22 protein-coding genes are annotated in these 12,683 nt (G+C 39.9%); all 22 read left to right on the top strand.

From position 1 onward, the window contains the following. Window positions 1-28: 28 nt before the first annotated feature. The 22 genes from LEGAS_RS10370 to rpsE all read left to right on the top strand — a co-directional run bounded on the left by LEGAS_RS10370 (window position 29) and on the right by rpsE (window position 12,672). Window positions 29-1,141 (top strand): ABC transporter ATP-binding protein, encoded by a 1,113-nt coding sequence (locus LEGAS_RS10370; RefSeq protein ID WP_013231992.1) that lies wholly within the window; start codon window positions 29-31, stop codon window positions 1,139-1,141. After that, window positions 1,128-1,949, top strand: a complete 822-nt coding sequence (locus tag LEGAS_RS08665) for an ABC transporter permease (RefSeq protein WP_013231991.1) — start codon at window positions 1,128-1,130, stop codon at window positions 1,947-1,949. The genes LEGAS_RS10370 and LEGAS_RS08665 overlap by 14 nt, the downstream gene beginning before the upstream one ends. A 3-nt stretch (window positions 1,950-1,952) precedes the next feature. Next, a complete protein-coding gene (locus LEGAS_RS08660; RefSeq protein WP_013231990.1) occupies window positions 1,953-2,780 on the top strand; it encodes an ABC transporter permease in 828 nt (275 codons plus the stop codon). A gap of 1 nt (window position 2,781) precedes the next feature. Beyond that, window positions 2,782-3,861, top strand: coding sequence for an ABC transporter substrate-binding protein (locus LEGAS_RS08655; RefSeq protein ID WP_010390482.1), 1,080 nt, complete (start codon window positions 2,782-2,784; stop codon window positions 3,859-3,861). Window positions 3,862-4,144: 283 nt separating this feature from the next. Continuing rightward, window positions 4,145-4,453, top strand: a complete 309-nt coding sequence (gene rpsJ, locus LEGAS_RS08650) for a 30S ribosomal protein S10 (RefSeq protein ID WP_002816040.1) — start codon at window positions 4,145-4,147, stop codon at window positions 4,451-4,453. Between the two features lie 75 nt (window positions 4,454-4,528). Beyond that, a complete protein-coding gene (gene rplC, locus LEGAS_RS08645; protein ID WP_013231989.1) occupies window positions 4,529-5,212 on the top strand; it encodes a 50S ribosomal protein L3 in 684 nt (227 codons plus the stop codon). A gap of 31 nt (window positions 5,213-5,243) precedes the next feature. Continuing rightward, window positions 5,244-5,867 (top strand): 50S ribosomal protein L4, encoded by a 624-nt coding sequence (gene rplD, locus LEGAS_RS08640; protein WP_010391502.1) that lies wholly within the window; start codon window positions 5,244-5,246, stop codon window positions 5,865-5,867. Continuing rightward, the gene (rplW, locus tag LEGAS_RS08635) at window positions 5,867-6,154 is read left to right on the top strand and encodes a 50S ribosomal protein L23 (protein WP_010391501.1); all 288 of its coding nucleotides are present in this window, start codon (window positions 5,867-5,869) and stop codon (window positions 6,152-6,154) included. The genes rplD and rplW overlap by 1 nt, the downstream gene beginning before the upstream one ends. 23 nt (window positions 6,155-6,177) lie before the next feature. Further along, window positions 6,178-7,011, top strand: coding sequence for a 50S ribosomal protein L2 (gene rplB / locus LEGAS_RS08630; protein ID WP_010391500.1), 834 nt, complete (start codon window positions 6,178-6,180; stop codon window positions 7,009-7,011). A gap of 17 nt (window positions 7,012-7,028) precedes the next feature. Then, a complete protein-coding gene (gene rpsS / locus LEGAS_RS08625) occupies window positions 7,029-7,310 on the top strand; it encodes a 30S ribosomal protein S19 (RefSeq protein ID WP_010391499.1) in 282 nt (93 codons plus the stop codon). Between the two features lie 16 nt (window positions 7,311-7,326). Then, the gene (rplV, locus tag LEGAS_RS08620; RefSeq protein ID WP_004899456.1) at window positions 7,327-7,683 is read left to right on the top strand and encodes a 50S ribosomal protein L22; all 357 of its coding nucleotides are present in this window, start codon (window positions 7,327-7,329) and stop codon (window positions 7,681-7,683) included. Beyond that, entirely contained in the window at window positions 7,683-8,354 is a 672-nt protein-coding gene (gene rpsC / locus LEGAS_RS08615) for a 30S ribosomal protein S3 (RefSeq protein ID WP_010687971.1), read from the top strand. Before rplV ends, rpsC begins: the two co-directional genes overlap by 1 nt. A gap of 14 nt (window positions 8,355-8,368) precedes the next feature. Beyond that, the gene (gene rplP / locus LEGAS_RS08610; protein ID WP_010391495.1) at window positions 8,369-8,782 is read left to right on the top strand and encodes a 50S ribosomal protein L16; all 414 of its coding nucleotides are present in this window, start codon (window positions 8,369-8,371) and stop codon (window positions 8,780-8,782) included. Beyond that, window positions 8,782-8,988 (top strand): 50S ribosomal protein L29, encoded by a 207-nt coding sequence (gene rpmC, locus LEGAS_RS08605; protein WP_010391493.1) that lies wholly within the window; start codon window positions 8,782-8,784, stop codon window positions 8,986-8,988. Before rplP ends, rpmC begins: the two co-directional genes overlap by 1 nt. A gap of 22 nt (window positions 8,989-9,010) precedes the next feature. Then, window positions 9,011-9,277 carry a 30S ribosomal protein S17 gene (rpsQ, locus tag LEGAS_RS08600; protein WP_010391492.1) on the top strand — a complete coding sequence of 89 codons (267 nt, stop codon included), beginning with the start codon at window positions 9,011-9,013 and terminating at the stop codon, window positions 9,275-9,277. Between the two features lie 52 nt (window positions 9,278-9,329). Beyond that, on the top strand, window positions 9,330-9,698 hold the full coding sequence (gene rplN, locus LEGAS_RS08595) for a 50S ribosomal protein L14 (RefSeq protein WP_010391491.1): 369 nt from the start codon (window positions 9,330-9,332) through the stop codon (window positions 9,696-9,698). Window positions 9,699-9,721: 23 nt separating this feature from the next. Next, window positions 9,722-10,030: a 50S ribosomal protein L24 gene (gene rplX / locus LEGAS_RS08590; RefSeq protein WP_010391490.1), complete on the top strand. Its 309-nt coding sequence runs from the start codon at window positions 9,722-9,724 to the stop codon at window positions 10,028-10,030. A gap of 23 nt (window positions 10,031-10,053) precedes the next feature. Beyond that, on the top strand, window positions 10,054-10,596 hold the full coding sequence (gene rplE / locus LEGAS_RS08585; RefSeq protein ID WP_010391489.1) for a 50S ribosomal protein L5: 543 nt from the start codon (window positions 10,054-10,056) through the stop codon (window positions 10,594-10,596). Window positions 10,597-10,738: 142 nt separating this feature from the next. Next, window positions 10,739-11,137: a 30S ribosomal protein S8 gene (gene rpsH / locus LEGAS_RS08580; RefSeq protein WP_010391488.1), complete on the top strand. Its 399-nt coding sequence runs from the start codon at window positions 10,739-10,741 to the stop codon at window positions 11,135-11,137. Between the two features lie 24 nt (window positions 11,138-11,161). Next, window positions 11,162-11,698, top strand: a complete 537-nt coding sequence (rplF, locus tag LEGAS_RS08575; RefSeq protein WP_013231988.1) for a 50S ribosomal protein L6 — start codon at window positions 11,162-11,164, stop codon at window positions 11,696-11,698. Window positions 11,699-11,792: 94 nt separating this feature from the next. Beyond that, window positions 11,793-12,146 (top strand): 50S ribosomal protein L18, encoded by a 354-nt coding sequence (gene rplR, locus LEGAS_RS08570; RefSeq protein ID WP_010391448.1) that lies wholly within the window; start codon window positions 11,793-11,795, stop codon window positions 12,144-12,146. 19 nt (window positions 12,147-12,165) lie between these two features. Continuing rightward, entirely contained in the window at window positions 12,166-12,672 is a 507-nt protein-coding gene (gene rpsE / locus LEGAS_RS08565) for a 30S ribosomal protein S5 (protein ID WP_010391452.1), read from the top strand. Window positions 12,673-12,683 lie beyond the last annotated feature (11 nt).

Genomic DNA, 12,683 nt, shown 5'->3' with positions numbered 1-12,683 from the left:
TTTATTGATTAAAAGTGAGGGTTGGGAATTGACAAATATATCAACACCAATTATTGAATTTAAAAACGTCGGCTTGTCTTATGGTGACGATGAGGTTTTGAAGAATATTGATCTTGAGTTAGAGGCCGGTAAATTTTATACGTTGTTAGGACCTTCAGGTTCTGGTAAGACAACTATTTTAAATCTCATTTCAGGCCAGTTAACTGTCACACACGGTGATATTTTGTTTGAAGGAAATATTATTAATGATGTGCCTGTTGAAAAAAGACATATGAACACTGTTTTTCAAGATTATGGCTTATTTCCAAATATGACAGTTTTTGAAAATGTAGCTTTTGGTCCAAGTATTAAGGGCATGAGCAAAAAGGATATTAAGACCAAAGTAACAGAGATGTTAACGTTGGTTAAATTAAATCAGTATGCTGATCGCGAAATTACAGAATTGTCTGGTGGACAACGTCAACGTGTAGCCATAGCGCGCGCGCTGGCAAATGACCCTGAAGTCTTACTGCTGGATGAACCACTATCTGCGTTAGATTATAAATTACGCAAAGAAATGCAATATGAATTAAGAGAAATTCAACAACGTCTTGGGATTACGTTTGTATTTGTAACGCATGATCAAGAAGAAGCGTTGGCAATGTCTGATTGGATTTTCGTGATGAATGATGGGGTTATCCAACAAAATGGTTCACCAGAAGATATCTATGATGAACCAATTAATCATTTTGTAGCTGATTTTATTGGCGAATCAAATATTTTAGATGGCATTATGAAAACGGATTATCTTGTGCACTTTACGGGGAAAGATTTTGAAAATGTCGATGCTGGTATGCGTCCAAATGAGCGTGTTGAAATTGTGTTAAGACCAGAAGATTTGGATTTGACGACAATTGAAAACGGTAAACTAATTGTCACTATTGCTGATCAATCATTTCGTGGCGATTATTATGAAATTACGGCAATTGATGACGACGGAAACGAATGGCAAGTACAAGCAACAAATAAATCAAAAATAGATGCGCGTGTCGGCTTGACCTTTGATCCCGAAGATATTCATATTATGCGTTTTAATGAATCTGAAAATGATTTTGATGCCCGCTTGGAAAGTTATGAGGGCGAGGAGGATGCCGAAAAGTAAAAAGCAAAGGCAATTATTTTATTTAATGCCATATGGTTTATGGCTATTATTATTTGTGATAGCACCTCTGATATTGTTGCTGTTTCAGTCCTTAACAACACAGAATGGACATTTCACATTACACAATTATGCGCTTTATTTTTCTAGTGGCACCTATTTATTGATGACTTTTAATTCAGTCTTTTATGCTTTTCTAATCACGATAATAACTTTAGTAATTAGTTATCCTACCGCCTATTTACTGAATCAGTTAAAGCAAAAGCAATTTTGGCTGCTCTTGGTTATTTTACCTACGTGGATTAATTTATTATTGAAAACCTATGCGTTTATCGGTTTACTTGCAAAAACTGGAACTGTTAATAATTTTATGAGTTTATTTGGTATCGTGCCACAACAACTACTTTTTTCAAATTGGAGTTTTCTGTTAGTTGCAGCTTATATTGAAATTCCTTTTATGATATTACCGATTTTTAATTCATTAGCCGAAATTAACCCCAGGTTAGAACAGGCGAGTCGAGACTTAGGCGCGAATAGATGGCAAACCTTGCGCCGTGTAATCATGCCATTGTCAATGCCTGGTATTAAGGCGGGCATTCAAGCAGTCTTTATTCCCAGCCTATCTTTGTTTATGATTACGCGATTGATAGGTGGTAACCGTGTAATTACCTTAGGAACTGCAATTGAAGAACATTTTTTAGTCACGCAAAATTGGCAGTTGGGATCAACTATTGGCATTATTTTGATTGTAGCTATGGTAATTACTATGATCTTCACACGTGATCGTAAGCGTTCTAGGAAGCGAGGTTAACGCATGAGTCGAAAGTTTAAGTGGGGTAATTTTTATCTAGGAAGTGTTTTTGTACTATTATACTTACCTATTCTTTTCCTAATTGTATATTCTTTTAATGCGGGGGACATCATGCAGGGCTGGGCAGGGTTTTCTTTAAAACACTACAGTGAATTATTTTCAGATGTACGTATACTAGAAATTGTTGTGAGTACCTTTTTGATTGCACTATTGTCATCATTGCTTGCTAGTATTATTGGTACAGCAGGGGCATTGTATATTTACAATCTAAAACATACAGTGGTGAAAAATATTTTTCTCTCATTAAATAATATTTTACTTGTTTCACCAGATGTCATTATTGGTGCATCATTTTTAATTTTATTTACTGTCATGGGATTTGCGCTTGGTTTTACATCAGTTTTGTTAGCACACATTGCTTTTAGCATTCCAATTGTGGTGCTAATGGTACTGCCTCGGTTACAGGAAATGAATCAATCAATAGTGGCATCAGCAAAGGATTTAGGTGCCAACAACTGGCAAATGCTTTCTCGCGTGATTTTACCAGTTATTTCACCAGGTATATTGGCGGGTTTTTTTATGGCATTTACTTATTCGCTCGACGATTTCGCAGTAACGTTTTTTGTAACAGGGAACGGTTTCACAACCTTATCTGTAGAAATATATTCTCGTGCGCGTCAAGGCGTGAGTTTGGAAATTAACGCGTTATCGACAATGATGTTTGTGGTGTCGTTGCTGCTGGTGCTGTTTTATTATGTCATATCTACGCGTGCTGTGAAGAATAAAAAACGTAGCACAAGACTTGTCTTGCCTGCATCTGAGGGGTTATAGTATGAGAAAAATAATAACTAGTATTATGGCTATTCTTATGGTCATCCTTATATTATTTGGGACACAGCGTTATTTATCGTCAAAGACTGGCACTAATGTTTCTTCTGATAAGGTTTTAAATTTGTACAATTGGGGTGATTATATTGATCCTGCGTTACTTAAAAAATTTACCAAAGAAACCGGATATAGAGTTAGTTATGAAACATTTGATTCAAACGAGGCCATGTATACAAAAATTAAACAGGGTGGTACATCATATGATTTAGCTGTGCCTTCTGATTATATGATCCAAAAAATGAAACGTGAGAAACTACTTTTACCAATAGATCATTCTAAACTAACGGGTATCGGTAATTATGATAATCGTTTTTTAAATCAATCGTTTGATAAAAATAATCGTTATTCTCTACCATATTTTTGGGGAACATTAGGCATTATCTATAATGATAAATATGTTAATGCTAAAGACATACAACACTGGGATGATTTATGGTCGCCCCAATTTAAAAATCAAATCATGTTAGTGGATTCTGCGCGCGATGGGCTTGCTATACCATTAATCACACAAAATAAGTCAGTTAATGACAAATCACGTGCTGATCTTGCGGCAGCTCAGGCAAAGTTACGCACTTTGATGCCAAATATTAAAGCTATTGTGGCAGATGAAATTAAAATGTATATGGCTCAAAATGAGGCGTCGATTGCAGTTACCTACTCAGGTGAAGCAGCTGAAGCGTTGAGTAACAATAAGCACTTGCATTACATTGTTCCTAGTGAAGGCTCTAATCTTTGGTTTGACAATATTGTTATGCCAAAGACTGCTAAACATAAAGCGGCAGCCTACGCTTTTCTTAATTTTATTAGTGAGCCTAAGAATGCTGCACAGAACGCAGAATACATTGGTTATGCAACACCCAATAAAAAAGCCGTAGCTTTACTACCTAAAGCTATTCGTGATGATAAGCAATTTTATCCAAGTAATCAAACAGTCAGTCATTTACAAGTATATGATGATTTAGGACAAACATGGACGGAAAGATACAATGATGCATTTTTAGAATTCAAAATGACACAAAGATGAAAAAATGACAAGTTAATTTTGAAATAGGAAAAATAAAAGATGCATCGATAAATTTTAAAAAACAGTTGCATTGTAATAGAATTTCTGTTAACATAAATAAGTACGCTTTTGGAACAGTAGTCACATAAACCTACCGAAAGCCTGGTGTATCAATGTTTAGCGATGATGATTAAGGTTGCGACACGCGCGGCCGCGTTGCCATGGGCGCGCAAAACACAAGCAGTGTTGTCGGTTTTTAATCGGAGTTAGCTGATTTACAAAATCAACGAGGAGGCACGAAAGAATGGCACAAAAGAAAATCCGTATCCGTTTAAAGGCATACGAACACCGTATCTTAGACCAATCAGCGGAAAAAATTGTTGAGACGGCTAAGCGCACGGGCGCAGAAATTGCTGGTCCTATTCCGCTACCAACTGAACGTACATTATATACAATATTACGTTCACCACATAAGCACAAGGATAGCCGCGAACAATTTGAAATGCGTACGCACAAGCGTTTGATTGATATTGTGAACCCTACTGACAAGACAGTTGACGCATTGCGTAAGCTCGAATTGCCATCAGGCGTTGCAATTGAAATCAAGTTGTAATTCTACGGAATACACTTCGCGTCTCAGCTAATGAGACAAAATACAGTCAAACAAAAATAATTAAGGAGATTAGTCATGACTAAAGGTATCTTAGGCCGTAAAGTCGGTATGACTCAGGTTTTCACTGAAATTGGTGAATTGATCGCCGTAACTGTTGTTGAAGCTACACCAAACGTTGTTTTGCAAGTCAAAAATGCAGAAACAGACGGATATAGTGCACTACAACTTGGTTACCAAGACAAGCGCACAGTTTTGTCAAACAAACCTGAACAAGGTCACGCTTCTAAAGCGAACACGACCCCTAAGCGCTACGTTCGTGAAATCCGCAATGCGGAAGGCGAATTTAACGCAGGGGATGAAATCAAAGTTGATACATTCGAAGCTGGCGAATACGTCGATGTAACCGGTATTACGAAGGGGCATGGCTTCCAAGGTAATATTAAAAAGGATGGCCAATCTCGTGGACCTATGTCTCACGGATCGCGTTTCCATCGTCGTCCTGGTTCAATGGGCGCTGTTATCAACCGTGTTTTCAAGGGTAAACTTTTACCTGGACGCATGGGTAATCACAAGCGCACAATGCAAAACGTTGCTATTGTCCACGTGGACGTAGAAAACAACCTATTGCTGCTTAAGGGTAACGTCCCTGGTGCCAATAAGTCATTATTAACAGTTAAATCAACTGTTAAAGTTAACGCAAAGCATCCTGAAGTGAAGATGGCTGGTGTATCTGCATCTGCTGCAACTGAAGAAGCTTAATATAAAATATTAGAAAGGAGAACAATCAATCATGACTAAAGTTGCTGTATTAAAGCAAGACGGTAGCCAAGCTGCTGAAATCGAATTAGATGATGCAGTTTTTGCCGTTGAACCTAACAACGCCGTTATTACAGATGCTGTGTTGATGCAACGTGCATCGATGCGTCAAGGTACACATGCTGTTAAAAACCGTTCAGCGGTTTCTGGTGGTGGACGTAAGCCTTGGAAGCAAAAGGGTACTGGTCGTGCACGTGCCGGATCAATCCGCGAACCACAATTCCGTGGTGGTGGAATTGTCTTCGGACCGTCACCTCGTTCGTACGCATACCGTATTAACCGTAAAGCTTATCAATTAGCTTTGAAATCAGTTTTGTCACAAAAAGTTACTGAAGGTAAGTTAGTTGTTGTTGATGCTTTGTCATTTGAAGCACCAAAGACACAAGACTTCAAGAAAGTTTTGGCTAACTTGTCAGTTGACACAAAGACATTAGTAGTTGTTGATGAAGACAACGAAAACGCAATCTTGTCGGCACGTAACTTGTCAAATGTTCAAGTTATGACAACAAAGGGTATTAATGTACTCGACGTTGTTAATGCAGATAAGCTGGTGATTGTTCAATCATCAATCGAAGAAATCCAAGGAGGTTTTGCCTAATGGATGCACGCGATATTATCCGTCGCCCTATTATCACCGAAGCTTCTATGGCGCAAACAGAACGTAAGCGCTATGTCTTCGAAGTTGATGTTCGTGCGACAAAGCCTCAAATTAAAAAAGCGATTGAAGAAATATTTGACGTTCAAGTTTCTGGCTTGAACACAGCTAACGTCCGCGGAAAGCAAAAGCGTCAAGGTCGTTACGTTGGTTACACACGTAAGTTGAAAAAGGCAACAGTAACGTTGTCAAAAGACTCAAAAGATATTCAAATCTTTAACGAAGGTTAAAAATAAAGTAGGAGGATAAGACATTGGCTATCAAGAAGTATAAGCCAACCTCTAACGGACGTCGTAACATGACGACTTCAGATTTCGCTGAAATCACGAAGTCAACGCCCGAAAAGAGTTTGTTGGCCAAAAAGTCAAAAACTGGAGCTCGTAACAATTCTGGTCGTATGACAGTTCGCCACCATGCTGGTGGACACAAGCAAGCTTACCGTTTGGTAGACTTCAAACGTATCAAAGATGATAAGACAGCTACTGTTAAAGCTATCGAATACGATCCAAATCGTACTGCAAACATTGCTTTGTTAGTTTATGAAGATGGTATTAAATCATATATCTTGGCGCCAAAAGGATTGAAGGTTGGCGATAAAGTTCAATCTGGTCCTGATGCCGATATTAAGCCCGGCAATGCCTTGCCATTAAGTAATATCCCTGAAGGTACTTTGATTCATAACATCGAATTGAAGCCTGGTAAGGGCGGACAGTTAGCACGCTCGGCTGGTACTTCAGCACAAATTTTGGGTAAAGATGGTAAGTATATCATTGTTCGTCTGACTTCAGGCGAAGTTCGTTTGGTTTTGGCAACTAACCGCGCAACAATTGGTGAAGTTGGTAATGCAGAACACTCATTAATTAACTGGGGTAAGGCTGGACGTAACCGTTGGCGTGGAAAGCGTCCACACGTTCGTGGATCAGTAATGAACCCTAACGATCACCCCCACGGTGGTGGTGAAGGTAAAGCACCAGTTGGTCGTCCAAGTCCTATGTCACCATGGGGTAAGAAGACTGCTGGTAAGAAGACTCGCGATAAGAAGAAGGCTTCAACGAAGCTTATTGTTCGCAGTCGTAAGAGTAAGTAAGGGAAAGGAGATAACTAATGGCTCGTAGTTTAAAAAAGGGACCATTTGCGGACCCACACTTGCTTAAGAAGATTGAAGCGCAAGCGGATTCTGAGAAGAAGTCAGTGATCAAGACTTGGTCACGTCGTTCAACAATCTTCCCAAGCTTTGTCGGCTTTACAATTGCCGTTTATGATGGGCGCAAGCACGTTCCAGTTTTTGTACAAGAAGACATGGTTGGCCACAAGTTGGGCGAATTTGTCCCAACTCGTACATTCAAAGGCCACACAGCTGATGATAAGAAGACTGTTAAAAAATAAAGGAGGAAATTGAAAAATGGCTGAACAAATTACTTCAGCTCGCGCGACAGCTAAGATCGTTCGCGTTGCCCCACGTAAGGCACGCCTAGTTCTTGACACAATTCGTCGTAAGAGCGTAAACGAAGCATATGCAATTTTGAAGTTCCTACCTAACACTTCTACTGAAGATATTTACAAGGTTTTGAACTCAGCAGTTGCTAATGCTGAAAACAACTTCTCATTAGACCGAGAAGATCTTATCGTGAAGGAAGCCTTTGCTAATGAAGGACCAACGCTTAAGCGTTTCCGTCCTCGTGCCAAAGGTTCTGCTTCACCTATCAACAAGCGTACAAGTCACATCACTATTGTGGTTGCTGAGAAGGAGGCAAAGTAATGGGTCAAAAGATTAACCCTACTGGATTCCGTGTCGGCGTTATTCGCGACTGGGATGCAAAGTGGTTTGCTGACAAGGCTGATTATGCTAACCAACTTCACGAAGACTTACGTATTCGTAAGTATATCGAAAAGAACTTAGCTGACGCCGCAGTTGATCGCATCGAAATCGAACGTAGCACGAAATCACGTGTTGATGTTTCTGTCCATACTGCCAAGCCAGGAATGGTTATTGGTAAAGGTGGTTCCGAGGTTGAAAAGCTTCGTACACAATTGGCTAAGTTGACTGATGTTGATGAAAAGGGACGTTCAAAGCGTGTCTTCATCAACATTGTTGAAATCAAAAAGCCTGATTTGTCTGCACACTTAGTTGGGCAGCAAATTGCTGGTGACTTAGAACGCCGTGTGGCTTTCCGTCGTGCAATGCGTGGCGCAATCCAACGTGCAACGCGTTCAGGTGCCAAGGGTATAAAAGTTATGGTTTCAGGTCGTTTGAATGGTGCAGATATTGCCCGTATTGAACAGTACACTGAAGGCACTGTGCCTTTGCATACTTTACGTGCTGATATTGACTACTCATGGGACGAAGCAATGACTGCTTATGGTAACTTGGGCATTAAAACTTGGATTTATCGTGGTGATATTTTACCACAAAAAAAGAACAGTAAGTAAGGAGGGAAGCGAACATGTTAGTACCAAAGCGTGTTAAATTCCGTCGTGTACACCGTGGTCACATGCGTGGCGAAGCAAAAGGTGGAAAGATGGTAACGTTCGGTGATTTTGGCTTACAAGCAACAACATCAAGCTGGATTACAAGCCGTCAAATTGAAGCTGCCCGTATTGCAATAACACGTTATATGAAACGTGGAGGTAAGGTTTGGATTAAAATCTTCCCCCACAAGTCATATACATCTAAAGGTGTTGGTGTTCGAATGGGTAACGGTAAAGGTGCACCTGAAGGTTGGGTTGAACCAGTTAAACGTGGCAAGGTAATGTTTGAAGTGGCAGGAGTTTCTGAAGCAACTGCACGTGAAGCATTGCGATTGGCACAACACAAGTTGCCTGTACGTACAAAGATTATTGCTCGGGAGGCTGAATAATGGCTAAAGCAAGTGAATTGAAAGAATTGTCACTTGCGGATTTGCAAAAGCGCGAAGCCGAATTCAAGGAAGAATTATTCAACCTACGTTTTCAATTGGCTACTGGTCAACTTGAAAACACGGCGCGTATCGCACAAGTTCGTAAGGACATCGCACGAGTTAAAACAGTTATTCGTGCACAAGAATTGGCAAACGCCAGTAAATAAGACGAAAGGAAGAAGCTGAAAAATGAGTGAAGAACGTAATGCTCGAAAAGTTTACCAAGGCCGTGTTGTTTCAGATAAGATGGACAAGACAATTACTGTCGCTGTTGATACTTATGTAACACATGCAGTCTATGGCAAGCGAGTTAAGTACACGAAGAAGTTTAAAACCCATGATGAAAACAATAGCGCTAAGATGAATGATATTGTTCAAATTATGGAAACACGTCCTTTGTCTGCAACTAAGCACTTCCGTTTGGTTAAGATCGTTGAAGAGGCAGTAATTCTCTAATTCGTTCCGTACTAAATCGTCGTAATTAATTGCTAACTAAGGAGGAAGAACCATGATTCAACAAGAGAGTCGTTTAAAAGTGGCTGACAACTCTGGCGCACGTGAAATCTTAACGATTAAAGTGCTCGGTGGTTCAGGCCGTAAGTTTGCTGGTGTGGGTGACATGATTGTTGCTACAGTTAAGCAAGCTATCCCTGGTGGTAACGTAAAGAAGGGTGACGTCGTTAAGGCTGTTATCGTTCGTACTGTTTCTGACGTTCGTCGTACAGATGGTTCATACATCAATTTTGATGAAAATGCCGCTGTTATCGTGAAGGAAGATAAGTCACCAGTTGGTACACGTATTTTTGGTCCTGTTGCACGTGAATTACGTGACAGTGATTTCATGCGTATCGTTTCATTGGCACCAGAAGTGCTCTAATACTGACAAGGAGGAGCCAAAACATGTTTGTAAAAACAGGTGATAAGGTTCGCGTGATTGCCGGCAAAGATAAGGGAAAAGAAGGCACAATTACTAAAATTGTTGCTGGAAAAGATCGCGTAGTTGTCGAAGGCGTGAACATCGTTAAGAAGCATCAAAAACCTTCTAACGAATACCCACAGGGTGGTGTTATCGATATTGAAGCACCTATCCACGTATCAAACGTGCAACTGCTTGACCCTTCAACTAATGAACCAACTAAAGTTGCGTTTAAAATTGAAGAAGGCAAAAAAGTTCGCGTATCTAAAAAGTCTGGTAACGTACTAGGCTAATTTTGAAAGGTGAAATCATTTTCATGGCTAACGCATTAAAAGAAAAATATGTTAATGAAGTTCAACCTGCTTTAATCGAAAAGTTTGGCTTTAAGTCACCAATGCAAGCACCTAAGATCGATAAAATTGTTCTTAACATGGGTGTTGGTGATGCGGTTTCAAACTCTAAGAACTTGGATGAAGCGGTTGAAGAATTGAAGTTGATTGCTGGGCAACAGCCAGTTATCACAAAGGCAAAGAAATCAATCGCTGGTTTCCGTTTGCGTGAAGGTATGTCAATCGGAACTAAGGTTACATTGCGTGGACAACGTATGTATGAATTCTTAGACAAGTTGATTAACATTTCATTACCTCGTGTTCGCGATTTTAGAGGTGTATCATCAAAGGCCTTCGATGGTCGTGGTAACTACACTTTAGGTATTCGTGAGCAATTGATCTTCCCTGAAATCGATTTTGACAAAGTTAACCGCGTTCGCGGATTAGACATTGTTGTTGTTACAACAGCGCAAAACGATGAAGAAGGTCGTGAATTGTTGACACTCTTAGGGATGCCATTTACTAAGTAATTGTATTCTAAAAACGACTGTCGCTCTTAACATTAAATAGAGTGACACGTTTTTAACTGTAATTGACTGAAATAGTCTATAATAGTTAAGAGCGTGTCATTTAATTATGTCTCGTTCAAAAATTAAAGGAGGATATCGATAGATGTCTATGACTGATCCAATTGCTGACTTATTGACACGTATTCGTAACGCCAATTTGGCTCACCGCGAAATAGTTGAAATTCCAGCATCGAAAATTAAAAAGAGCATCGCTGAAATCTTGAAATCAGAAGGTTTTATCCGCGACGTAGAGTACATTGAAGATAACAAGCAAGGTGTTATTCGTGTATTTCTGAAGTACGGTGAAGACCGTAATCGTGTGATTACAGGAATTAAGCGTATTTCAAAGCCAGGTTTGCGTAAGTATGCTAAATCTGATTCATTACCAAAGGTTTTGAACGGGTTAGGTATTGCTATTATTTCGACTTCAGTTGGTGTTATTACTGACAAAGAAGCACGTTCAAAGCAAATTGGTGGCGAAGTTCTCGCTTACGTTTGGTAATATATCTAAGAAAGGAGACTTACCATGAGCCGTATTGGAAATAAAGTAATTACATTGCCAACAAATGTTGAAGTATCTCAAGAAGGTACTGTTGTGACTGTTAAGGGACCTAAGGGAACATTGTCTCGTGATATTGCTTCACAAATTTCAATGTCTGTTGAGGGTACTACTGTAGCATTTTCACGTCAAAGTGAAGACAACAAGACAAAAGCTTTGCACGGCACTACTCGTGCAAACGTTGCTAACATGGTTGAAGGTGTTTCTAATGGATTCACCAAAACTTTGAAGCTTGTCGGTGTTGGTTATCGCGCATCAAAGTCAGGTTCAAAATTGACTTTGGCAGTTGGTTATTCACATCCCGTTGATTTTGAAGAACGTGAAGATTTGACAGTTGAAGTGCCCGACGCATTGACTATTAAAATTTCAGGTATCTCAAAGCAACGTGTTGGAGATTTGGCAGCTGAAATTCGTGCCGTACGTTCACCTGAACCTTATAAAGGTAAAGGTATTCGTTACGAAGGCGAAATTGTTCGTCGTAAGGAAGGTAAGACTGGTAAGTAAAAGAATATTATATTCTTTTACTCACTCAGTGTTATTTTCATCATAAATAGTAAATTTAAAATGGCATAAGCCATAAGAAAAGGAAAGCACAGCTATGATTTCAAAACCAGATAAAAACAAGCTTCGCGTAAAGCGTCATAAGCGCGTCCGCGGTAAGATTTCTGGTACTGCTGCTCGCCCACGTTTGAACGTATTCCGTTCTAATGCAAACATCTACGCGCAATTAATTGATGACGTAGCGGGTGTAACGCTAGCAAGTGCCTCAAGCCATGATACAGAAGTATCAGGCACAAAAACAGAACAAGCAACTAAAGTTGGTGAATTGATCGCTAAACGTGGGAAAACTGCAGGATTAGAAGATGTTATCTTTGATCGTGGTGGTTACTTGTACCATGGTCGTGTTCAAGCATTGGCAGAAGCAGCCCGTGAAAACGGCTTGAAGTTCTAAAGAAAGGAGGAATATAAAAATGGTTGAATTCGTTAACCCTAAGTCACTTGGTGAGTTAGAAGAAAACGTGGTTGCTATTAATCGTGTTACGAAAGTTGTCAAGGGTGGCCGTCGTTTGCGTTTTGCAGCGTTGGTTGTCGTAGGCGATAAGCAAGGACACGTTGGTTTCGGTACTGGTAAAGCACAGGAAGTTCCTGAAGCTATCCGTAAAGCTATTGAAGATGCTAAGCGTAAGTTGATCACTGTTCCTACAGTATCTACAACTATTCCTCACGACGTTCTTGGCGTATGGGGCGGCGGTAAGATTTTGGTCAAACCAGCTGAAGAAGGTTCAGGTGTTGCTGCTGGTGGTGCTGCACGTTCTGTTATGGAATTAGCAGGTATCACAGATGTGACTGCAAAGTCACTTGGATCATCAACACCAGTTAACGTTGTTCGTGCAACTTTTGATGCTTTAACAAGTTTAAAAGATGCAGAACAAGTAGCAGCTTTACGTGGTGTTTCTTTGGAACACTTGGCTGAATAAGGAGCGATAAA

This window comes from Leuconostoc gasicomitatum LMG 18811 (genome assembly GCF_000196855.1).
In the GTDB taxonomy this organism is placed as follows: domain Bacteria; phylum Bacillota; class Bacilli; order Lactobacillales; family Lactobacillaceae; genus Leuconostoc; species Leuconostoc gasicomitatum.
The sequence above is the reverse complement of the archived record's forward strand: the minus strand, read 5'-3'. Positions and strand labels throughout refer to the sequence as shown.